General features: G+C 69.5%; 21 protein-coding genes. 16 read left to right on the top strand and 5 right to left on the bottom strand.

Going from position 1 to position 22,272, the window contains the following annotated elements:
* Nucleotides 1-112 precede the first annotated feature (112 nt).
* Complete coding sequence (locus AC1RU4_RS17040; protein ID WP_492892310.1) at nt 113-1,081, bottom strand: Bug family tripartite tricarboxylate transporter substrate binding protein; 969 nt, start codon at nt 1,079-1,081, stop codon at nt 113-115.
* Between the two features lie 223 nt (nt 1,082-1,304).
* On the opposite strand from AC1RU4_RS17040, the gene gor reads away from it, so the two are divergent.
* The 3 genes from gor (at nt 1,305) to AC1RU4_RS17025 (ending at nt 6,046) form a co-directional block, all read left to right on the top strand.
* Nucleotides 1,305-2,714: a glutathione-disulfide reductase gene (gene gor, locus AC1RU4_RS17035; protein WP_492892309.1), complete on the top strand. Its 1,410-nt coding sequence runs from the start codon at nt 1,305-1,307 to the stop codon at nt 2,712-2,714.
* Nucleotides 2,715-2,897: 183 nt separating this feature from the next.
* Entirely contained in the window at nt 2,898-4,283 is a 1,386-nt protein-coding gene (locus AC1RU4_RS17030; RefSeq protein ID WP_492892308.1) for a class II 3-deoxy-7-phosphoheptulonate synthase, read from the top strand.
* A gap of 137 nt (nt 4,284-4,420) precedes the next feature.
* Entirely contained in the window at nt 4,421-6,046 is a 1,626-nt protein-coding gene (locus AC1RU4_RS17025; protein WP_492892307.1) for an FAD-dependent monooxygenase, read from the top strand.
* 7 nt (nt 6,047-6,053) lie between these two features.
* On the opposite strand, the gene AC1RU4_RS17020 is transcribed toward AC1RU4_RS17025, so the two are convergent.
* Entirely contained in the window at nt 6,054-7,058 is a 1,005-nt protein-coding gene (locus AC1RU4_RS17020) for a zinc-binding alcohol dehydrogenase family protein (RefSeq protein ID WP_492892306.1), read from the bottom strand.
* A 181-nt stretch (nt 7,059-7,239) separates the two neighbouring features.
* Between AC1RU4_RS17020 and AC1RU4_RS17015 the strand changes: the two genes are divergently transcribed.
* The 5 genes from AC1RU4_RS17015 (at nt 7,240) to AC1RU4_RS16995 (ending at nt 13,120) form a co-directional block, all read left to right on the top strand.
* A complete protein-coding gene (locus AC1RU4_RS17015; protein ID WP_492892305.1) occupies nt 7,240-7,593 on the top strand; it encodes a winged helix-turn-helix transcriptional regulator in 354 nt (117 codons plus the stop codon).
* Between the two features lie 57 nt (nt 7,594-7,650).
* Nucleotides 7,651-9,000, top strand: coding sequence for a glycosyltransferase family 4 protein (locus AC1RU4_RS17010; RefSeq protein ID WP_492892304.1), 1,350 nt, complete (start codon nt 7,651-7,653; stop codon nt 8,998-9,000).
* 93 nt (nt 9,001-9,093) lie between these two features.
* Nucleotides 9,094-10,767 carry an NAD+ synthase gene (locus AC1RU4_RS17005; protein ID WP_492892303.1) on the top strand — a complete coding sequence of 558 codons (1,674 nt, stop codon included), beginning with the start codon at nt 9,094-9,096 and terminating at the stop codon, nt 10,765-10,767.
* A 155-nt stretch (nt 10,768-10,922) separates the two neighbouring features.
* Nucleotides 10,923-11,726: a pentapeptide repeat-containing protein gene (locus AC1RU4_RS17000; protein WP_492892302.1), complete on the top strand. Its 804-nt coding sequence runs from the start codon at nt 10,923-10,925 to the stop codon at nt 11,724-11,726.
* A 47-nt stretch (nt 11,727-11,773) separates the two neighbouring features.
* Nucleotides 11,774-13,120 (top strand): glutamate--tRNA ligase, encoded by a 1,347-nt coding sequence (locus AC1RU4_RS16995; RefSeq protein ID WP_492892301.1) that lies wholly within the window; start codon nt 11,774-11,776, stop codon nt 13,118-13,120.
* A gap of 37 nt (nt 13,121-13,157) precedes the next feature.
* Here AC1RU4_RS16995 and AC1RU4_RS16990 read toward each other — a convergent pair whose 3' ends face one another.
* Nucleotides 13,158-14,222, bottom strand: a complete 1,065-nt coding sequence (locus AC1RU4_RS16990; protein ID WP_492892300.1) for a DUF2865 domain-containing protein — start codon at nt 14,220-14,222, stop codon at nt 13,158-13,160.
* Between the two features lie 235 nt (nt 14,223-14,457).
* Between AC1RU4_RS16990 and AC1RU4_RS16985 the strand changes: the two genes are divergently transcribed.
* Together AC1RU4_RS16985 and AC1RU4_RS16980 are read left to right on the top strand one after the other, a co-directional pair.
* Nucleotides 14,458-14,988 (top strand): CreA family protein, encoded by a 531-nt coding sequence (locus AC1RU4_RS16985; protein ID WP_492892299.1) that lies wholly within the window; start codon nt 14,458-14,460, stop codon nt 14,986-14,988.
* A 156-nt stretch (nt 14,989-15,144) separates the two neighbouring features.
* Nucleotides 15,145-16,221 (top strand): D-alanine--D-alanine ligase family protein, encoded by a 1,077-nt coding sequence (locus AC1RU4_RS16980; protein WP_492892298.1) that lies wholly within the window; start codon nt 15,145-15,147, stop codon nt 16,219-16,221.
* Nucleotides 16,222-16,364: 143 nt separating this feature from the next.
* On the opposite strand, the gene AC1RU4_RS16975 is transcribed toward AC1RU4_RS16980, so the two are convergent.
* Nucleotides 16,365-16,670 carry a hypothetical protein gene (locus AC1RU4_RS16975; protein ID WP_492892297.1) on the bottom strand — a complete coding sequence of 102 codons (306 nt, stop codon included), beginning with the start codon at nt 16,668-16,670 and terminating at the stop codon, nt 16,365-16,367.
* 270 nt (nt 16,671-16,940) lie between these two features.
* Between AC1RU4_RS16975 and cysS the strand changes: the two genes are divergently transcribed.
* The 3 genes from cysS to AC1RU4_RS16960 all read left to right on the top strand — a co-directional run bounded on the left by cysS (nt 16,941) and on the right by AC1RU4_RS16960 (nt 19,257).
* Nucleotides 16,941-18,350: a cysteine--tRNA ligase gene (gene cysS / locus AC1RU4_RS16970; protein ID WP_492892296.1), complete on the top strand. Its 1,410-nt coding sequence runs from the start codon at nt 16,941-16,943 to the stop codon at nt 18,348-18,350.
* Entirely contained in the window at nt 18,347-18,859 is a 513-nt protein-coding gene (locus AC1RU4_RS16965; protein ID WP_492892295.1) for a GNAT family N-acetyltransferase, read from the top strand. The genes cysS and AC1RU4_RS16965 overlap by 4 nt, the downstream gene beginning before the upstream one ends.
* Nucleotides 18,860-19,008: 149 nt before the next feature.
* The gene (locus AC1RU4_RS16960; protein WP_492892294.1) at nt 19,009-19,257 is read left to right on the top strand and encodes a DUF2188 domain-containing protein; all 249 of its coding nucleotides are present in this window, start codon (nt 19,009-19,011) and stop codon (nt 19,255-19,257) included.
* A 30-nt stretch (nt 19,258-19,287) separates the two neighbouring features.
* Here AC1RU4_RS16960 and AC1RU4_RS16955 read toward each other — a convergent pair whose 3' ends face one another.
* Nucleotides 19,288-19,899 (bottom strand): LOG family protein, encoded by a 612-nt coding sequence (locus AC1RU4_RS16955; RefSeq protein ID WP_492892293.1) that lies wholly within the window; start codon nt 19,897-19,899, stop codon nt 19,288-19,290.
* A gap of 230 nt (nt 19,900-20,129) precedes the next feature.
* Here AC1RU4_RS16955 and AC1RU4_RS16950 point away from each other — a divergent pair, with 230 nt between their 5' ends.
* From AC1RU4_RS16950 to AC1RU4_RS16940, 3 genes are all read left to right on the top strand, one after another.
* Nucleotides 20,130-20,633, top strand: coding sequence for a peptide deformylase (locus AC1RU4_RS16950; protein ID WP_492892292.1), 504 nt, complete (start codon nt 20,130-20,132; stop codon nt 20,631-20,633).
* 143 nt (nt 20,634-20,776) lie between these two features.
* Complete coding sequence (yghX, locus tag AC1RU4_RS16945) at nt 20,777-21,664, top strand: YghX family hydrolase (RefSeq protein ID WP_492892291.1); 888 nt, start codon at nt 20,777-20,779, stop codon at nt 21,662-21,664.
* Between the two features lie 168 nt (nt 21,665-21,832).
* Nucleotides 21,833-22,258 (top strand): ArsR/SmtB family transcription factor, encoded by a 426-nt coding sequence (locus AC1RU4_RS16940; protein WP_492892290.1) that lies wholly within the window; start codon nt 21,833-21,835, stop codon nt 22,256-22,258.
* The last annotated feature ends 14 nt before the right edge of the window (nt 22,259-22,272 follow it).

Here is a 22,272-nt window from a genome sequence, read left to right as displayed (position 1 = left end):
GGCTATCGGGCGGCCATGGGGCGGCTAAGCAAACGCCCGGGCGCACGAGGCGTCCGGGCGGGGAGGGAGCGGCGGGCGGGCGGCCTGTGCCGCCGGCCTCAGGCGGTCGCGCTCACTGGGCGAGACCGATCTCCTTCAGGATGGTCGTGGTGTTGGCGATGTCGAGGGCCAGCTGCTTGTCGAACGCCTCGCCGGCGAGGAAGGTGTCGGCCCAGCCCTTCTGCGCTAGCAGGTCGGTCCAGGTCTTGGACTTGGCCATCTTCTCGATGGTCTCGGTGATCGCCTTCTTCTGCTCCGGCGAGATGCCGGGGGCGGCGGCGACCATGCGCCAGTTCTGGATCTCGACGTTGACGCCGGATTCCTTGAGGGTCGGCACGTCCTTCGCCTCGGGCAGGCGGGCGGCGCTGGAGACGCCGAGGATGCGCAGCTTGCCGGCCTTGGCCTGGGCGTCGAACTCGGAAAGGCTGGAGATGCCGACCGTCACCTTGCCGCCAAGGATGGAGGCGAGCGATTCGCCGCCGCCGGAGAAGGCGATGTAGTTGAGCTTCTTCGGGTCGACGCCGAGCGACTTCATGATCAGGCCGGCGGCGATATGGTCGGTGCCGCCCGCCGAGCCGCCCGCCCAGGAGACCTTCTGCGGATCGGCCTTCAGAGCGGCGACGAGGTCGGCCATCGTCTTCAGCGGCGAGGAGGCCGGCACGGCGATCGCCTCATACTCGCCGGTGAGGCGGGCGATGGGGGTGACCTGCGAGAGATTGACCGGCGACTTGTTGGTGATGATGGCGCCGACCATGACATAGCCGCCGACGATCAGCGCGCTGGGGTCGCCCTTGCTGGTATTGACGAACTGGGCGAGGCCGATGGTGCCGCCGGCGCCGGGCACGTTGGCGACCTGGACGTTGGAGACCAGCTTCTCGGTCTGCAGCGCGTGCTGCATCGAGCGGGCGGTCTGGTCCCAGCCGCCGCCGGGGGCGGCGGGCGCCATGATCTTCAGCTCGCTCACCTGGGCGTTGGCGCCGCTCATCGGGACGAGGCTGGCGAGCGCGGCAGCGACGACGACACCGCGAAACATCTTGGACATTGGTTTCCTCCGCATTTTTTGGCTCAGGAGAGCGACGTGCCCGAGGCTTATCCCGCCCCTTTACCGTAGCGCGAAGCTAGTGCGCCGCCGGGGTCGTGTCGAGTTCCACGGAAGGATGAGAAAGCCGACGATCAGCCATGCGCCGGCTTGACGTCGGCGGGAAGCGGGGCGACATCCAGCAACGGCGTCGCAAGGGGCGGCGCCACGGGCCGGGAGCCGCGCCATGACCAGTTACGACGTCGATCTGTTCGTGATCGGGGCGGGTTCCGGCGGCACGCGCGCCGCCCGCATTTCCGCCGGCTATGGCGCCAAGGTGAAGGTCGCCGAGGAATACCGCGTCGGCGGCACCTGCGTCATCCGCGGCTGCGTGCCCAAGAAGCTGCTCGTCTACGCCTCCCGCTTCGCCCATGAATTCGAGGACGCCGCCGGCTTCGGCTGGAGCGTGGAGGGCGCGCGCTTCGACTGGCCGACGCTGATCGCCAACAAGGACCGGGAGATCGCCCGGCTGGAGGGCGCCTATCGCGCCAATCTGGAGCGTTCGGGCGTGGAAATCGTGCCGCAGCGCGCGGTGGTGGAGGGGCCGAACGAGGTGCGCCTCGCCGACGGCACGCTGGTGGTCGCCCGCAACATCCTGATCGCCACCGGCGGGCGGCCCAATCTCGGGCCGGCCATCCCCGGCCGCGAACTCGCCATCACCTCCAATGAGGCGTTCCATCTCGGCCATTTGCCCAAGAGCATCGTCATCCAGGGCGCCGGCTATATCGCGCTCGAATTCGCCTGCCTGTTCGCCGGCCTCGGCTCGAAGGTCACGGTGGTGCATCGCGGCCTCAGGCTGCTGCGCGGCTTCGAGGACGAGGTCGCCGAGCGCCTCGTCGCCGAGATGCGCGCCAACGGCATCGCGGTGGAGCTCGGCGCCACCATCGACGCCATCGCCCCGTGCCGCGACGGGCGCCGGGTGAGCCTGCATGACGGGCGGGAGATCATCGCCGAGCAGGTGATGCTCGCCATCGGCCGCTCGCCGAACTCCGCCGGCATCGGGCTGGAGGCCGTCGGGGTCGAGATCGGCGGGAACGGCGCCATCAAGGTCGATGCCGGCTCGCGCACCAATGTGCCCTCGATCTACGCGGTGGGCGACGTGACCGACCGGGTGCAGCTGACCCCGGTCGCCATCCGCGAGGGGCACGCCTTCGCCGACACGGTGTTCGGCGGCAAGCCGTGGACGGTCGACCATTCGCTGGTGCCGACCGCGGTGTTCACCGAGCCGGAGATCGGCGTCGCCGGCCTCACCGAGGCGCAGGCGCGCGCGCAGGGCCGCCGCGTCGACATCTACAAGACCGATTTCCGCCCGATGAAGGCGACGCTGTCGGGCCGCGCCACCCGCACCTTCATGAAGCTGGTGGTCGACCAGAAGGACGACAGGGTGATCGGCGTGCACCTGATGGGCGAGGCCTCGGCGGAGATGATCCAGATCGTCGGCATCGTCATGACCATGGGCGGCACCAAGGCGGATTTCGACCGCACGCTGGCGCTGCATCCCAGCGCGGCGGAGGAGCTGGTGACGCTGCGCACCCGGCACGCGTCGAGCGACCAACTGCTGCCGGAGCAATCCGCCGAATCGACGCCGGCGATCTGAGCGGCTGCCTTCTTCCCTCTCCCCGTCGGGAGAGGGAGCCGAGCCGTTCGGTGGGCGCCGCTGCAATCGGGCGACGGCGCGGGTGCTCTGGCATTGGCCGCGCGCTTGGGTGTATAAGGCCGGCCTTTCCGCGCGGGAAAGGAGAAAACAGCCCGCGCGAATTTGCCGTATGAGGAGGCAGACATGTCTGAACGCTGGACGCCGGATAGCTGGAGGGCCAAGCCCATTCAGCAGGTCCCGGATTATCCGGACGCTGCGGCGCTTGCCGCGGTGGAGCGTCAGCTTGCTTCGTTTCCGCCGCTGGTCTTCGCTGGCGAGGCCCGCCGGCTGAAGCGCGAGCTCGCCAAGGTGGCGAAGGGCGAGGCGTTCCTGCTGCAGGGCGGCGACTGCGCCGAGAGCTTCGCCGAGCATTCGGCCGACAATATCCGCGATTTCTTCCGCGTCTTCCTGCAGATGGCGGTGGTGCTGACCTATGCCGGCGCCTCCCCGGTGGTGAAGGTCGGGCGCATCGCCGGCCAGTTCGCCAAGCCGCGCTCGGCGCCGATGGAGAAGATCGGCGATGTCGAGCTGCCGTCCTATCGCGGCGACATCGTCAACGACATCGAGTTCACGCCGGAGGGGCGCATCCCCGATCCGCGCCGGCAGCTGGAGGCGTACCGCCAGTCGGCGGCGACGCTGAACCTGCTGCGCGCCTTCGCCAATGGCGGCTATGCGAATCTCGCCAATGCCCACCAGTGGATGCTGGGTTTCATCAAGGACTCGCCGCAATCCGGCCGCTACCAGGCGCTGGCCGACCGCATCACCGAGGCGCTCGACTTCATGCGCGCCATCGGCATCGACCCGGAAACCAACCCGGACATGCGCTCGACCGATTTCTTCACCAGCCACGAGGCGCTGCTGCTCGGCTACGAGCAGGCGATGACCCGCGTCGATTCCACCACCGGCGACTGGTACGCCACGTCCGGCCACATGATCTGGATCGGCGACCGCACCCGCCAGCCCGACCATGCGCATCTGGAATATGCCCGCGGCGTGAAGAACCCGCTCGGCCTGAAATGCGGCCCGTCGCTGAAGCCGGACGAGCTCATCCGCCTCATCGACATGCTGAACCCGCAGGACGAGGCCGGCCGGCTGACGCTGATCGCCCGCTTCGGTGCCGACAAGGTGGGCGACCACCTGCCGGCGCTGGTGCGCGCGGTGCAGCGCGAGGGCCGCACCGTGGTGTGGTCGTGCGACCCGATGCACGGCAACACCATCAAGGCCGGCTCGGGCTACAAGACCCGGCCGTTCGACCAGATCCTCAAGGAGGTGAAGGACTTCTTCGCCGTCCACGCGGCCGAGGGCACCTTCGCCGGCGGCGTGCATCTGGAGATGACCGGCAAGAACGTCACCGAATGCACCGGCGGCGCGCGGGCGATCTCGGATGCCGACCTGAAGGACCGCTACCACACCTATTGCGACCCGCGGCTCAATGCCGAGCAGGCCATCGAGATGGCCTTCCTCGTCGCCGAGCTCTTGAAGCAGGAGCGCTCCGGCCGCGCCCGCCCGGCTTTCGTCGCCGCCGAGTGACGAACGGCTTCTGAGATCTTCGGACGGCGCCCCCCACGGCGCCGTCCGTTCTCGTCTCTCTTGCCTCCCGCCGTCCGCTCTGGCCTTTGGCCGCGCTCTCTTTTAACCAGGAGACCGATCCAGCGGAGGCGATGCCCGTGCCGAACTCCCCCCAGGATGTGCTCCAGGATGTGCTCATCGTCGGCGCCGGCCCGGTCGGGCTGACGCTTGCCGCCGTGCTTGCACGCCACGGCGTGCGGGCGCGCGTGGTCGACAAGCTCGCCGGGCCCTCGCCCTATTGCCGGGCCATCGGCGTCACCCCGCGCACGCTTGAGGTGATGGAGGACCTCGGTCTCGCCCGCGACATGATCGAGGCCGGGCTGTGGCTCGACGGGCTGCGCACCATCGTGCACGGCTATCCCCCGCGCGATGCCGAGAACGAGTTTTCCGATCTTCCCTACGCCCAGCTCGGCGTGCCGCAATATGCCACCGAGCGCATCCTCGCCGGCCATCTCGCCGGCTGCGGGGTGGAGGTGGAGCGCGGGGTGGCGCTTGCCGGCCTGGCGCAGGACGCAGACGGGGTCTCGGCGACCTTCGCCGACGGTTCGACGGCGCGCTTTGCCTATGTCGTCGGCTGCGACGGCGCCCATAGCGCGGTGCGCCGGGCGCTCGGCATCGCCTTCGAGGGCGAGGCCCTTCCGATGGAGTTCATGCTCGGCGACGTGCGGATCGACTGGGACCTTTCGCGCGCGCGGGCGCTGTTCGCCATCAGGCCGATCCCGGATGCCGCGCCGGACTTCCTCGTCGCCATTCCGCTGCCCGAGCGCGGACGCTACCGCGTTTCCATGCTGGCGCCGGAGCGGCTCTGGTCGATGGGCGCAGGCACCGATCAAGGCACCGATCACGGCATCCAGGCCGACCGGCCGGGCGCGACCCTGGCCGACATGCAGGACGTCGCCGACCGGGTATTGCCGGACCCGGCGCGGCTCTCGGACCTGCGCTGGTCGTCGATCTTCCGCATCTCCATGCGGCTCGCCGCCCGCTATGGCGAGGGGAGGGCCTTCATCGCCGGCGACGCCTGCCACATCCACCCGCCGACCGGCGGGCAGGGCATGAATACCGGCATCCAGGACGCCTATAATCTCGGCTGGAAGCTGGCGCTGGTGCTTGGCGGGCAGGCCGATGCGGGCCTTCTCGCCAGCTACGGGGCCGAGCGCCGGCCGGTGGCCGAGGGCGTGATCGCCCGCACCACCGAGCAGACGATGAATTTCGGCCGCGCGCGCAAGCCGGAGGACCGGCTCGCCGACACCCAGCTGCTGGTGAACTACCGCGGCGGGCCGCTCAGCCGGTCCGCCGCGCCGGATTCCGCCGGCGCCGGCCCGGTGGCTCCCGGCGACCGGCTGCCGGACGTGCAGGGCTTGCGCCGGCATGGGCTCGGCTTCCCGCTCCGCCTGTTCGATGCGGTGCGCGGGCCGGAATTCGTGCTGCTGACCACTGCGCGCATGGGCGAGATGTCGGCGCTGGAGACGCTGGCGGAGCGGTTGCGCAGCCATGCGCGCATCCCCTTGCGCATCGTCGCGGTGGCGCCGGGGGAGACGCGGCTGGAGGAGCCGCCGGGGGCGACGCTGCTCTACGACGCCGCCGGCATGTTCGCCGCCGCCTTCGGCCCGGCACCCGGCGCCATGCTGGTGCGGCCGGACAAATATGTCGGCTGGTGCGGACCCGCCGGCGACGCCGAGGCGGTGCTCGCCTATCTCGAGGCGATCGGGCTGGCTGTCGCCTGAACCGCCATCACCAGCCCTCCAGCACGATCTTGCCGATGGCGCGGCCGCTCTCCAGCGCCGCATGGGCGCGCTTGAGGTTCCCGGCGGTGATCGCCCCGTAATGCCCGCCGAGCGTGGTGCGCACCGTGCCGGCGTCGACGAGCCGCGCCACCTCGTCCAGCAGGCGGTGCTGCTCGATCATGTCGGGCGTCTCGAACATCGAGCGGGCGAACATGAACTCCCAGTGCAGCGAGGCGCTCTTCTGCTTCAGCATGCGCACGTCGATGAGGTCGGGGTCGTCGATCAGCGCCACCTGCCCCTGCGGCTTCAGCGCCTTGATGATCTCCTCCCAGTGCCGGTCGGTGGCGGTGAGGCTGAACACATGGTCCGCCCCGTCGATCCCGGCCTGCGCCAGCTCGTCCGACAGCGGGCGGGAATGGTCGATCACCACATGCGCGCCGAGCGTCTCCAGCCATTCCCGGCTCTCCGGCCGCGAGGCGGTGCCGACCACGGTGAGCCCGGTCAGCGCGCGGGCGAACTGCACCGCCAGCGAGCCGACCCCGCCGGCCGCGCCGACGATGAGGATCGCCCCCTTGCTCTCCCGCGTCAGCCTGAGCCGGTCGAACAGCCCCTCCCAGGCGGTGATGGCGGTGAGCGGCAGCGCCGCGGCCTCGGCAAAGCCCAGCGAGGCGGGCATGTGGCCGACGATGCGCTCGTCGACGAGATGATATTCGGCATTGGTGCCGGGCCGGGTCAGCGCGCCAGCGTAATAGACGCGGTCGCCGGGGCGGAACAGCGTCACCTCGGCGCCGACCGCCTCCACGGTGCCGGCGGCGTCCCAGCCGAGGATGACCGGCGCCTCCGGAGTTCCGGCGCGGCGCATGCGCACCTTGGTGTCGACCGGGTTGACCGCGACGGCCGCCACCGCGACCTTGAGGTCGCGCGGGCCGGGCACCGGGGCCGGGGCGTCGAAGCCGAAGAGCGCGCGCTCCTCGGCGATGGGCAGCGAATCGATATAGCCGATGGCCTTCATGGCAGGTCTCCTGCGCGGGCGCGAATGGTGCATTTCGACGCCGAATGTCGGCAAGCCATTGAAAAGACGCAAGAACGTACGAAATTGTCGGCTGGTATCGAAAATGTAAGCACCTTCCGCCGCCGCCATTCGCGCCCTACATTCGGCGCTTCGGGCGGAGGCGTTCCGGCGGAGATCGGCCATGGCGAGGCGTCACAGCAATTATACCCGCGGTACCGGCTGCCCGGTCGAGGCGGCGCTGGAGATCATCGGCGCGAAGTGGAAGGGCGGGGTGATCTATCACCTGCTCGGCGGCGAGCTGCGCTTCAGCGAAGTGCAGCGGCGCATGCCGACCGTGTCGCAGCGCATCCTTTCCAAGGCGCTGCGCGAGCTGGAATCCGACGGGGTGATCGCCCGCACCGTCTATCCCACCGTGCCGCCGCAGGTCGGCTACCGGCTGACCCCCGAAGGCGAGATGCTGCGCGCCGCCGTGCTGAACCTGCGGGAGTGGGGCGCGCGGCGCACGCAGCAATACGACTTCGCCGCGGCGGAATAAGACGCTAAGTACGCGGTGGGGATTCGTTCCGCATGGGGGCGGGACGCGGATCATGCGATGCCTGACGACATTTCTCTGCGCGCCGGCGGCGGACCGGCGCGGATCGTTCTCGATCTCACCGACGTGGTGATCCTGATCTGCGGCGGCGGCGGCGTCGGCGGCATCATCCGCGTGGTGGTGCGGCTGGCGCGCCATGCCAGTGCCGCCGAGGCAAGCGCCGCCGACGCTGGCGCTCCGGTGACGCTCGCCTTCTACCATCCGGTCCGCCGGGCCTATGTCGCCATCGACCCGGCGCTGTTCGCCGACGACACCTGGACGCGGCCGACCGACCTGCGCGTCGCGCTCGGGCTGATCGGCGTGCCGGTGCCGTTCATCGGCACCCGGCATTTCGGCGAGCCGCTGCGCCGCTTCTGGCACATCGCCCGCCGCCGCTTCAACAACTGGCGGGCCGCCCGCCGCGAGAAGGTGCCGGCCGGCGGTCCGCCGCTCGGCTGGGCGCTGCGCCCGCTCGATATCGCGCCGGGCGAGCGCATCCGCGCGGCGGTGCTCGGCATGGCCTGGATGGTGCCGAACCATGTCGAGCGCCTGCGCGCGCTCGGAAATGACGTCGAGATCGTCACGCTGATCCACGACCTCATTCCCATCGTCGCCGCCGACGAGGAGGCCGCGCCCAACCCGGCCTTCGTGCACTGGTTCGGCAATCTCATCCGCGAAACCTCGCGCTTCCTCGCCGTCTCCCGCTACACGGCCGACGAGGTGAAGCGCGAGATGGCGAAGCGGGGCGTGTCCGTCGAGCGCATCGACGTGGTGCCGCTCGCCCACGAGTTCGAGTTCGACGGCACGCCGGACCGCTCGGTGGTGCCGGCCGGCGATTTCGTGGTCACCGTCGGCTCGCTCGGCCACAAGCGCAAGAATCTCGACCTGCTGCTGGAGGTCTGGGGGCTGCTCGCCGAGCGGCTCGGCGCCGAGCACCTGCCGGCGCTGGTGATCGCCGGCGCGCATGGCAAGCAGGCCGCGCGGCGCGAGGCGGCGATCGCCCGTCATCCGGGCCTCAAGGACAAGGTGGTGCTGGTCGACCGCCCCAACGACGCCAGGCTCGCCGCGCTCTACCAGGCCTGCCTGTTCAACGTGTTTCCCAGCCGCTACGAGGGCTGGGGCCTGCCGATCGGCGAGGCGGCGTGGTTCGGCAAGCTGAGCCTCTGCGCCAATGTCACCTCGATCCCCGAGGTGATGGGGCCGGCGGCGGACTATTTCGACCCGCTCGACGCGCAATCCATGGCCGCGGCGCTGGAAAAGCCGATCCGCGACCGCGCCTATCTCAAGGGCCGCGAGGAAGAGATCGCCGCGATGGGCTTGCGCACATGGGCGGATGTCGGCCGCAACCTCGTGGCCAAGCTGTCGAGCTGAGAGACCGATTGCCGCCCATCCCGCGCCGCCGTGCGAGTTTCATTGCCGAGTTGCCGGCGAGCCATTAAATCAGTTTCCATGTCCAGCGCCCCGATGCCCAACGAACCTCGCGACCAGCTCCTCATCGCCTTCGCCCAGCTCAATCCCATCGTCGGCGACATTGCCGGCAATGCCGAGAAGGTGCGCGCCGCGCGCCGGCTCGCCGCCGAACAGGGCGCCGACCTCATCCTGTTCACCGAGCTGTTCGTCTCCGGCTACCCGCCGGAGGACCTGGTGCTGAAGCCGGCCTTCCAGCTCGCCTGCCGGCAGGCGGTGGAGGCGCTGGCGGCCGAGACCGCCGATGGCGGGCCGGCGGTGCTGATCGGCACGCCCTGGGTCGAGGCGGGCAAGCTCCACAACGCCGTGGCGCTCCTGGACGAGGGGCGCATCGCGACGCTGCGCTTCAAGGTCGACCTGCCCAATTACGGCCCGTTCGACGAGAAGCGCGTCTTCGTGCCCGGCCCGATGCCGGGGCCGATCCCGTTCCGGGGCGTGCGGCTCGGCGTGCCGATCTGCGAGGACATCTGGACGCCGGACGTCGTCGAATGCCTCGCGGAGACCGGCGCCGAGCTGCTGCTGGTGCCGAACGGCTCGCCCTATCGCCGCTCCGTCTATGACGAGCGCACCAATATCGCGGTGGCCCGCGTGGTCGAGAGCGGCCTGCCGATGGCCTATGTCAACCAGGTCGGCGGCCAGGACGATCTGATCTTCGACGGCGGCTCCTTCGTGCTGAACGCCGACCGTTCGCTCGCGGTGCAGCTGCCGAATTTCCAGGAGCGCGTGCGCATCACCCGCTGGGAGCGCTGGGCCGATGGCTGGCGCTGCGAGGAGGGCGCGCGCGCGCCGCTGCTGGTCGAGGACGAGGCGGATTATGCCGCCTGCGTCGCCGGACTGCGCGACTATGTCGAGAAGAACCGCTTTCCCGGCGTGGTGCTCGGCCTGTCCGGCGGCGTCGATTCGGCGCTGGTGGCGGCGATGGCGGCCGATGCGCTGGGGGCCGCGCGCGTGCATTGCGTGATGCTGCCCTATCGCTACACCTCGAACGAATCGCTCTCCGACGCGGCGGCGGTCGCCGAGGCCGTGGGCTGCCGCTACGACATCGTGCCGATCGCCACGGCGGTGGAAGGGCTGGAGGCGAGCCTCGCGCCGCTGTTTTCCGGCACCGAGCGCGGCGTGACGGAGGAGAACCTGCAGTCCCGCGCCCGCGGCACCATCCTGATGTCGATCTCCAACAAGTTCGGCTCGATGGTGGTGACCACCGGCAACAAGTCGGAAATGTCGACCGGCTACGCGACGCTCTATGGCGACATGAACGGCGGTTACAACCCGCTGAAGGACCTCTACAAGACCGAGGTGTTCCGCCTGTGCCACCTGCGCAACCGCTGGAAGCCGGCCGGGGCGCAGGGGCCGGACGGAAGGGTGATACCGGACAACATCATCACCAAGCCGCCGACCGCCGAGCTGCGCGAGAACCAGAAGGACCAGGACAGCCTGCCGCCCTACGAGGTGCTGGACGCCATTCTCGAAGGCCTGATCGAGAAGGAGATGCCGGTGGCCGACATCTGCGCGCTCGGCTTCGAGCCGGCGCTGGTGGCGCGGGTGGAGCGGATGCTGAACATCGCCGAATACAAGCGCCGGCAGGCGGCGCCGGGGGCGAAGATCACCACCCGCATCTTCGGCCGCGACCGCCGCTACCCGATCACCAACCGGTTCCGCGAGACGGCATAGGGTCTTGCGCTGGCCGTCCCGGTTTCACGGGGCGGACACGGCGCCCTGCTTCCAGTCCCGCAGTCGTGATGCGCGGACCCGGCATCCCGATGCTATCACCTGTCCTGCCTGTGGTTTCGCAAGGCTTGCTGCCCTGGGTTGAGCGGAGGCGCGCTGTGAAGGCGGCGGTGACGATCGGGTTTGCGACGCTGCTGGCCGGATGCCTCGCGCTTGCGCCCGTCGCCGCACAGGACATGCTGCGCCATCTCGACCTGAACTCGCCGCAGATGACGATGGCGGAGATGAGCCGCGCCGATGTCGAGGCCCTGATCGCCGCGGCGAAGCCGGGCGCGCCCGTCGATCTCGCGGGGCGCCGGCTCAACGGCCTCGATCTGTCCGGCCTCGACCTGACCGGGGCCAACTTCCGTACCGCGCTGCTCAACCGGGTGAATCTCTCCGGCGCGCGGCTCGATGGCGCGGTGTTCGATCAGGCCTGGATGCTGAAGGCCGACCTTTCCGGCGCCAGCCTGAAGAAGGTCGGCCTGTTCGGGACGCAGGCGCAGGACGGCCGGTTCGTCGGCGTCGATCTCTCCGGCGCACGCATCGCCGGCGATTTCTCGCGCGCCGACCTGGGCAAGGCCAATCTCTCGGGTGCCGATTTCAGCGCCGACATGCGCAACCAGTCGATGGGCCTGATGCGCGGCGTGCTGAACTCGGCCAATCTCGAGGGTGCCGATCTCGCAGGCGCCAATCTGTCTCGCGCCCAGCTCCGCTATGCCAATCTCCGGGGAGCCAATCTGGCGGGTGCCTCGCTGGTCGGCATGGAGGCCGCCGGTGCCGACCTCACCGGCGCCAATGTGGCGGGCGCGGATTTCAGGAACGCCGATGTCGATTCGACACGGCTGATCGGCCTGGTCGGCCTCGCGGCGGCGAAGAATCTGGACGCTGCCAAGAATCTCGGCCTGTCGATACGCAAGTGACGAGCCGGCGCGGTTGTAAGCTGGCCCCGCCTCGGCGATAACGCGCCATGACTGCTCCCACGCTTCGCTTCGCCCCTTCGCCGACCGGCCTCCTGCATGTCGGCAACGCCCGCACCGCGCTCTACAACGCGCTCTATGCCCGGCGCGAGGGCGGATGCTTCATCCTGCGCTATGACGATACCGACACCGCCCGCTCCACCGCCGCCTTCGCCGACGCCATCGGCGAGGACCTCGCCTGGCTCGGCATCGTGCCGGACCGGGTGGAGCGGCAGTCGGCGCGCACCGCGCTCTACGATGCCGCGGTCGACAGGCTGAAGGCGCTCGGCCGGCTCTATCCCGCCTACGAGACCGAGGAGGAGCTGGAGGCCCGCCGCCTCAGCCGCCGCCGGCGTGGCCTGCCGCCGGTCTATGACCGCGCCGCGCTCGCCCTCAACGACGCCGACCGCGCCCGGCTGGAGGCCGAGGGGCGCCGGCCGCACTGGCGCTTCAGGCTGCAGGGGCGCGCGGTCGCATGGGACGACCTGGTGCGCGGGCCGCAGAATGTCGATACCTCGGCGCTGTCCGACCCGGTTCTGGTGCGCGGCGACGGCTCCTATCTCTACACGCTGCCCTCGGTGGTGGACGATATCGACCTCGGCGTCACCCATGTGGTGCGCGGCGAGGACCATGTGACCAATACCGCGGTGCAGATCGAGATTATCGAGGCGTTGGGCGGCGCGGTGCCGGCTTTCGGCCATCACAACCTGCTCACCCTGCCGAGCGGGGAGGGGCTGTCGAAGCGGCTCGGCCACCTGTCGCTGCGCGCCATGCGCGAGGAGGGGGCGGAGCCGCTGGCGGTGGCGGCGCTGGCGCTGTTCACCGGCACCTCGCTGGCGGTGGAGCCGGCCGCCGATCTCGACGCACTGGCCGCGAAGATCGATTTCTCGGCGATCTCCCGCGCTCCCGCCCGCTTCGACCCGGCCGATGTCGCGGCGCTGACCGCCGGCACGCTGCACATCTTGCCCTTCGCCGCGGTGGCGGAGCGGCTGGAAGTGCGGGGCGTCGGCGGCGGCGAGCCGTTCTGGCTGGCGGTGCGCGGCAATCTGTCGAGATTCGACGATGCGGCGCGCTGGTGGCGTGTGGTGGAAGGTCCGGTCGCGCCGGTGATCGGCGCGGAGGATGCCGGCTTCCTCGCCGAGGCGGCGCGCCTGCTGCCGCCCGAGCCATGGGCGGGCGAGGTCTATGCCGACTGGCTGGCGGCGGTGAAGCCAGCCTCCGGCCGCAAGGGGCGGGAGCTGTTCCACCCGCTGCGCGCCGCGCTCACCGGCGCCGGGAGCGGGCCGGAGCTGAAGGCGCTGCTGCCGCTGATCGGGCGCGAGAAGGCCCGGGCCCGCCTGCTCGGCAAGACCGCCTGAGCATCTCGCCGCCCGAACATCCTGCCGCCTGAACTGCCTATTGCGGCTGCGGCACCGGCGCCGGCTGCACCTTGGGCGCCTGGCTCTTGGGGGCCGGCGTGCCGGGCGGGGTCGCCGGGCGCGGCTGCGCCATCTCGCGCGAGGCGTCCTCGGTCACCACGATGTCGCCCTTGCGCAGCGTGGCGTCGGTCTCGCTGCTCAGCGCCTGCGCCCAGCTCATGCCCGCCGGACGGCAGGAGCAGGCCGCGGAATACTGCTTCTTGAACAGCAGGGCGTTGGGCAGCGACATGTAGGTCTGGCCGCTGACGCTCACCGCGTTCTCGATATTCTCGCCGGGATTGCGATAGACGAACAGCCGCGCCTCGGTGCCGGGGCACTGGCGCTGGCACTGCGCCTCGTCCTGGCCGAAGCGGGCCGGGGAGCCGGCATAGGAGATCGGAAAGAAGAAGCCGTCGCAGGTGCGCACGCACACGGTGCGATAGGACGAGACCTTCGGCATTTCCAGCGGCTGCACGTCGAGCGGGCCGGCCTCTTCCTCCGGCGCGCCGGGCACGCCGAACAATTGCTCGAAGAAATTGCGCGGCCTGCGCGCGCCGCCGCCGCCCTGCGGCTGGCCGAGCGCCGCCTGGTATTGCGGGCCGCAATTGTTCTGCGCCAGGGCGTAGATGAGCTGGCGGCGCTGCTCGTCATTGCCGCTGCGCTGGCCGCGCGCGTCGATCATGGTGCGGTCGAGCGCCGAGCGTGCCTGGGTGAGCCGGCGGTTGAGGCCCTCGCATTGCGGCGGCAGCTGCGGCTGGAAGATGAGGAAGCCGCGCTTGTCGCAGCCGAGCTGGCGCACCTGCGCGGTCAGGTCGGCAATGTCCTGCTGCTGCTGGGCGATGACCGGGCCGAGATCGCGCTGGCCGCCACCGCCGCCATTGTCGAGCTGGGCGAGCTGGCCTTCGAGCCGGATGCAGGCGCCGGCCGCCTCGCCGCCGCCGACATTGCCGGGCGGCAGGCCCTGCGCCGGGGCGGAGCCCGCGCTCAGGGTCAGCAGCGCGAGCGCGGCGGCGAGGGCGGAGCGCAACGGGCGGGCGCTGATATGGGAGGCGCGTGCGGTCATCGGTCGGTACTGTCCCTGCGCGTCACGGCCATTCGGCCTGTCGGCGCGCGAATCCAAGGTTCCGCGCACAAGGCACGGCGAGATTGGCCAAAGTTTGAACCCGCATCCGTCCGCCGAGGCAAGCCCGCCGGAAATCGTACCGGCGGACGCCCTGGCGCGCGAAGCGGGCCGGCGCGTTGTATGCGCCGCGGCGCTCCCCATATCACGCTCGCCCCGGCTTTGGAGACACAAGTCCATGAACATGCGCCGCCTCTCTGCCCTGCTCGTCGCCGCCGTGCTCGGTTTTGGCCTCGGCGCGGGCCTGTCCACTGCGGCGCGGGCCGACGGCCCCGACCTGATTTTCAAGAAATCCACCGTGTGGAAGTTCCTCACCCCGGACGACAAGCTCGCCACCTATGCCATCGACGATCCGGTGGCGGAGGGGGTCGCCTGCTATTACACGGTGCCGGAAAAGGGCGGCGTTTCCGGCATGCTCGGGGTGGCGGAGGAAGTGTCGGATATTTCCATCGCCTGCCGGCAGGTCGGGCCGATCGCCTTCAAGGGCAAGTTCGAGCAGGGCGAGGTGGTCTATCGCGAGAGCCGCTCGCTGATCTTCAAGAAGATGCAGATCGTGCGCGGCTGCGACGTCAAACGCAACGTGCTGGTCTATATCGTCTATTCCGACAAGCTGATCGACGGCAGCCCGAAGAACTCCACCACCAGCGTGCCGGTCATGCCCTGGGGCGCGCAGACCGAGGCGCCGCGCTGCGCCGATTTCGTCAGATAGGCCGCGCGACGGCCGGGCGTCGGCGGCGGGCGTTTTGTCGCGCCTTAACGATTTGGTGACGATCCCGGACCCTCAATCGCCGCCAGCCGCGTGATGCGGCCGCTTCCGCACGCATCCGGTCGCGGCCGGTAAACCAGAACTTCCGGGGACGTTTCCGTGACCGATCACTCCGCCGCCGCCAAGCTTCGCATCGCCGTGCTGTTCGGCGGACGCTCGCCCGAGCATGACGTCTCGGTGCTGTCGGCGACCAACGTCATGCGCGCGCTGGACCCCGCCCGCTACGACCCGGTGCCGGTCTTCGTCACCCGTGACGGGCTCTGGCTGCTGAGCGCGTTCGAAGACGGCAGGCTGTCGAAGCCTGCGGGCGGGACCGAGCTCTGCCTGGTGCCCGGCGGGCGCGGACGCATGATCGGCCTCCCGGCCGACGGCGCCGCCCATGACCTGCCGCCGATCGACATCCTGTTTCCGGTGCTGCACGGCATGCACGGCGAGGACGGCGCGGTGCAGGGGCTGGCCGAGGTCGCCCGCGTGCCGCTGGTCGGCTGCGGCATTCTCGGCTCGGCGACCGCGCTCGACAAGGATATCGCCAAGCGGCTGCTGCGCGAGGCCGGCGTGGCGACGGCGCGGTCGATCGCCATACACGCGTCCTCTCCGCCCTCCTTCGCCACGGTCGAGGCCGAGCTCGGGCTGCCGGTCTTCGTCAAGCCGGCGCGGCAGGGTTCCTCGGTGGGTGTCAGCAAGGTGGCGAGCGCCGATGAATTCGAGGCGGCGCTGGCGGAAGGCTTCAAATACGACACCAAGCTGCTCGCGGAGGAGTTCGTCCGCGGCCGCGAGATCGAATGCAGCGTGCTGGAGGATGTCGACGGCGGGCTGTTCGTCTCGCGTCCCGGCGAGATCGTGCCGGCCGAGAGCCACGGTTTCTACAGCTACGACGCGAAATATATCGACGCCGACGGCGCGGTCATCAAGGTGCCGGCCGAACTGCCGCAAGGCATGGAGAGCCTCGTGCGCGAGGTGGCGGCGGATGCGTTCCGGGCGGTCGGCTGCGACGGCATGGCGCGCGTCGATTTCTTCCTGACCGATGACGGGCGGGTCCTGCTCAACGAGCTCAACACCATCCCCGGCTTCACCGATATCAGCATGTATGCCAAGGCGATGGCGGCGAGCGGCGTCGACTATGCCGAGGTCATCGACCGCCTGGTGGCGCACGGGCTGGCCCGCGCCGGCCGGTAGGCGCAAGAGCCCTGTAGGCATCGGAACGCCGCGTCGAAAAGCGAAGCTGCCCGCGGCGTTCGGCTGCGGGCGGCTTCAAAATCCGGGCGTCGGCCGGTTTCGCGCGCCGACCCGAGGGGGTTAGCGCGTCACGTGCAGCCGCGTTATTTGCAGGTGATGGCGACGGTATCGCTGGTGGTGCGCACCGACTTCGCCGAGACCGAGACCGGCATGGCGTCGGTCTTCACCTTGCCGAAGCTCACCGCGCGCTCGAAATCGTGCACCCGGCACCAGGCATCGGCGATGGCCTGCCCGCAGACGCCGCCGGCGGCGACGCAGCTGTCGATTCCGTAGCCGTCCGACATGTCGACGACGAAGATGTTGTCCGCTTCCTCGGCCATGGCGAGCGTGGGCGCGAAGAGGAGGGCGGCGGCGAAGAAGGCGGTACGGATCATGGGGGCGACGCGCATGGCTGGCTACTTCTGCGGGAGTGCTCGTTGGTGGCGAGCGGACAACGCAGAGGACGACAAAAAGTTTAAGCCGACGCTAAAGATTCACGGCTGAGCGAACCGCGCGTCGAATTCGGCGTGTGGATAGCCCTCCGACCCCACCGCCGTCAATCGGGAACGGCCGCGTCATGCCGCGGCCTTGACGCGGCCGTGCAAACGGAACAAGACGCGCGGCCGCCCCCGCGAACACCCATCGCGGGCATTTCCGGCGGCATGAGGGAAGGCGAACATATGTCGGCAGCGTCCGGGGCAGAAAATTCGGGAACCGCTCTGCCCGAGCTCAGGCTCTACAACACGCTCACGCGCCAGCGCGAGGCCTTCGCGCCGCTCGATCCGGCGCTGGTGCGCATGTATGTCTGCGGCCCGACCGTCTACGACCTCGCCCATATCGGCAATGCACGCCCGGTGATCGTGTTCGATCTGCTGTACCGGCTGCTGCGCCACCTCTATGGGCCGGCCCATGTCAAATATGTGCGCAACATCACCGACGTGGATGACAAGATCAACGCCCGCGCCGCCAGCGAATTCCCCGGCCTCGACCTCAACGAGGCGATCGGCAAGGTGACGTTCTCCACCGAGGCGCAGTTCCACGACGATCTCGAGGCGCTCGGCGTCCTCCACCCCGATGTCGAGCCGCGCGCGACCGAGCACATCGCCGAGATGCGCACGCTGATCGACCGGCTGGTGGCCTCCGGCAACGCCTATGTCGCCGAGGACCATGTGCTGTTCTCGGTGCCCTCCATGCCGGATTACGGCGCGCTGTCGCGCCGGCCGCTGGAGGACATGATCGCCGGCGCCCGCGTCGACGTCGCTCCCTACAAGCGCGACGCGATGGATTTCGTGCTGTGGAAGCCGTCCAAGCCCGGCGAGCCCGGCTGGGCGTCTCCCGCCGGCATCGGCGTGGCCGGCCGTCCCGGCTGGCATATCGAATGCTCGGCCATGTCGTGGGCGCATCTCGGCGAGACCTTCGACATCCATGGCGGCGGCATCGACCTCGTCTTCCCGCACCATGAGAACGAGGTGGCGCAGTCGCGCTGCGCCTTCCATTCCGGCATCATGGCCAAGGTGTGGATGCATAACGGCTTCCTGCAGGTGGAGGGCGAGAAGATGTCGAAATCGCTCGGCAATTTCGTCACCATCCGCGACCTGCTCGCCGACTGGCCGGGCGACGTGCTGCGCCTCAACATGCTGAAGACGCATTACCGCCAGCCGATCGACTGGACGGTGAAGGGGCTGGAGGAGACGGCGAAGACGCTGGAGCAGTGGTTCGACGCCGCCGCCCCGGACGCCTATCCGCGCCCGGCCCCGGCGGTGCTGGAGGCGCTGGCCGACGACCTCAACACCCCGAAGGCCATCGCCGAGATGCACGGGCTGAAGGACCATGCCGGCAAGAAGGCGCTCGGCGGCACGCTGGCCTTCCTCGGCTTCGAGGCGTCGCGCATGGCGCAGTGGAGCGCCGCCCGCGCGCCGGAGCTCGACATCGGCGCCGTCGAGGTGGAGGCGCAGATCGCCGCGCGCATCGAGGCGCGGCGCAACCGCGACTGGGCGACCTCCGACCGCATCCGCGACGAATTGCTCGCCCGCGGCGTGGCGCTGAAGGACAACAAGGACGGCACCACCTCATGGGAGCCGAAGCGATGAGCGCCAACCGCACCGCCCGTCCCGCCGCAAGCCTGCGCCCGTTCCTGCCGAGCGACACGCCGGCGCTTGCCGCGATCCTCTCCGCCGCGATCTTCGAGCTGACCAGCGAGGATTACGATCCCGACCAGCAGGATGGCTGGGCGGCGGAGTTCAGCGACGAGCCGTCCCTGGCCGAGCGGCTTGCCAACTGCCTGACGCTGGTGGCCGAGCGCGACGGCGAGCCGGTGGGCTTCGTCGCGCTCGCCGACAACCGGGTCATCGCTTTCCTCTACGTGCACCCGGAGGTCGCGGGGGAGGGCGTCGCGGCGCTGCTGTGCGACGCCATCGAACGCCTGGCCGCGGCGCGCGGCGCCACCAGCCTCATCGCCGATGCCAGCGATACCGCGCTCGGCTTCTTCCAGAAGCGCGGCTACGTGGCCCGCCAGCGCAACACCGTGCTGCACGGCGCGGTCTGGCTCGGCGATACCACGGTGGAGAAGAACCTCGCCGGGACGGCTGCCGACAGCTGATTCCGAAGTGGCGCGGAGACGCTGCGCGACCGCTCCAAAGAGCCGGCATGGAGCGCGGTGCTGAAGGGCGGTCTTGCCTACCGAGCACTTGCTTCTTCGTATGTTCCTGATATGTTCTGATTCTTGTCACGGGCTTCCGGGAGGTTGGAATGAGTAAGGATCAGGATCGTACCGTCTATCGAAATGCCGATGGCCATTGGGTCAACAAGCGCAACGATGCCGATAAGGCATCGAGCGTCCACGACACTCAGGCCGAAGCACAGGCTGCGGCACGTCAGATGTTGGCCAAACAGGGCGGTGGAGAACTGACGCTCAAGGGCGTCGATGGCCAGATTCGCAGTAAGGACACCATCGCTCCGGGCAACGATCCAAACCCACCCCGCGACCGCGAGCATTGATCTGCGGGTCGCGGGACCTGTTCCCGCCCCTCACATCCGGTCGAGCACCTGCTCGGCGGCGGCGCCGTGCAGTTCGCTCTCGCTGACATTCGAGACGGCGGTGGCGAGCTTGGGCATCACCGCCCGCACGTTGTGGGCGACCAGCAGCTTCACCGGGCGGGCGACATTGACGAAGCCCGAGCCCTGCATGTGCTCGAACAGCCGCAGCAGCGGATCCCAGAACCCGGCGACATTGAGCACCATGACCGGCTTGCGGTGGCGGTTGAGCTGCACCCAGGTGAGCTGCTCGACCAGTTCCTCCAGCGTGCCGATGCCGCCGGGCAGGGCGAGGAAGGCGTCGGCGCGCTCGAACATCAGCCTTTTGCGCTCGTGCATGTCGCGGGTGACGATGAGCTCCTCGGCGGGCTCGAAGGCCTGTTCCTTGCCGAGCAGGAAGTCGGGAATGATGCCGGTGACATGGCCGCCGGCCTCGGCGCAGGACCGGGCGACCGCACCCATCAGCCCGACGCCGCCGCCGCCATAGATGAGGCGGATCTCCTCATTGGCGAGCAGGCGCCCCAGCTCCAGCGCGGCTTCGAGATAGATGGAGTCGTCCCCGGAGGACGCTCCGCAATAGACGCATAAGCTCTTGATCTTCGACATGCTCACCATGTTGCTATGGCCGGAGGACGCATTCAAGCATGCGGCCTCGACCTGAATCATGGCATCGCGCCGGGGACTGTGCAATGCAGCATGTCGCCCCGCACCCGAAGCGGGCCGGGCGATGGCCTCCCGACCGCGGGAACGGGGCGAGGGACATGCAAGGAACGGACATGCAAGGAGATGAGGCCCATGCGCATTGGTGACACGCTCACGACCACCCGGACCTGTTCATGACCGCCCGTCCCCTCGTCATGTTCCCCGATCCGCGCCTGCAGCGGGCCTGCGAGCCGGTGACCGTGTTCGACGATGGCTTGCTCAGGCTCGCCCTCGATCTCGTCGATACGATGCGGGCCGCACCCGGCGTCGGCATCACCGCCGGTCATGTCGGGGTATCCGCGCGGCTGGTGGCGCTCGAGCTGCCGGGCGATCCCGAGCCGCAGATCTATGTCAATCCAGTCATCGTCTGGACGTCGGATGAGCGGATCCGCCACGCGGAGGGCAGCGTCTCGATGCCGGGGGCCACCGAGGAGGTCGAGCGCGCGGCGCGCCTGCGCGTGGTCTATCAGGACATCGAGGGCGCCCGGCACGAGGAGGAGGCCGAGGGCTTGCGCGCCGTATGTCACCAGCACGAGATCGACCAGCTCGACGGCATCTTCTGGCTGCAGCGTCTGTCGCGGCTGAAGCGCGAGCGCGTCATCAAGCGTTACGAGAAGCTTCAGCGCAGCGGACGCTAGGGCGATGTCCCGATCCCCGTCGCGGCCGCCGGCCAGGCCGGCGGCTCTCCCGAAAACTTGATACGCACCGGGCCGTTGCTGTCCTTATTGTCGCATGAGGGCGTGGCCGACGAGGGGCTTGGCCGACGAGGGAAATGGACAGAATGACCCGTCTCACCGCGAAGGATTTCCCGCAGGAGCTGCTGGAGCTCTACGATTTCTATGCGCATGGCAGGATCACCAAGCGCGAGTTCCTCGATCGCGCCGGCACGTTCGCCGTCGGCGGCGTGACGGCCGCGGCGCTGCTCGCCTCGCTCAGCCCCGATTATGCCCTGGCCCAGCAGGTGCCGTTCACCGATCCCGACATCGTCGCCGACTACATCACCTATCCCTCGCCCAATGGCCACGGCCAGGTGCGGGGCTATTTCGTCCGGCCGGCAAAGGCGGCGGGCCCGGTACCCGGCGTGGTGGTGGTGCACGAGAACCGGGGGCTCAATCCCTATATCGAGGACGTGGCGCGCCGCCTCGCCAAGGCCGGGTTCGTCGCGCTGGCGCCGGACGGGCTGTCGTCGGTGGGCGGCTATCCCGGCAACGACACCAAGGGCCGGGAGTTGCAGAGCCAGGTCGATCCCACCAAGCTGATGAACGATTTCTTCGCGGCGATCGAATTCCTCCGCGCCAGTTCCGCGACCATCGGCAAGGTCGGCATTACCGGCTTCTGCTATGGCGGCGGGGTGGCGAACGCGGCGGCGGTCGCCTATCCCGAACTCGCCGCCGCCGTGCCGTTCTACGGACGGCAGGCGCCGGCCTCGGACGTGCCGCGCATCAAGGCGCCGCTGCTGCTCCACTACGCCGAGCTCGACGCCGGCATCAATGCCGGCTGGCCGGCCTATGAGGCGGCGCTGAAGGAAAACGGCAAGACCTACGAGGCCTATATCTATCCCGGCACCAATCACGGCTTCCACAATGATTCGACGCCGCGCTACGACGAGGCGGCGGCGAAGCTGGCCTGGGATCGCACGCTCGCCTGGTTCAACCGTTATCTGGCCTGAGTTTCCGCCCTGAGTTTCCCTGCCTGAACCTCCCGGCCTGAGCGGACGAGCGCGTGCGGCTGCGGAAAGCCGCGCGGCCGTGCGCCCTGCTTCGCCCTGAGCGGGGGAGGGTGGCATTCTGCCGCCCGTCGCTTGCGTTCATCGTCCATCGACGATAAACGATCCCGCATGTCCTGCGCCTCGATACCCTCGCCCGACGACGATCTCCTCGCGGCTCGCCTGCGCGCGCTCGGCCATCCGGCGCGGCTCGCCATCCTGCGCGCGCTCGCCACGCGCGAGACCTGCCTGTGCGGCGAGATCGTGCGGGTGCTGCCGCTCGCCCAGTCCACCGTCTCGCAGCATCTCAAGGTGCTGAAGGAGGCGGGGCTGATCGCCGGCACCGTCGAGGGGCCGCGCTCCTGCTATTGCCTCGATCGGGACAATCTCGCCGCGCTCGGCGCCGAGGTCGCCGCTTTGCTGGCCGATGTCGCCGCACTCGCGCAGCCCCCCGCCCAGCGCAACCCAGCCCTGCCGGAACCCGGCGAGCCCTTGGCAGCCTGCCCCGATCGTCCTATTTCCACAGCGCCCGCCGGCGAAATGCCGGCCGGCTCCTGATCACCCGGAAAGCG

This window comes from Ancylobacter sp. GW821-FHT10E12 (genome assembly GCF_058809335.1).
This window is presented reverse-complemented; position numbering and strand designations above follow the sequence as displayed.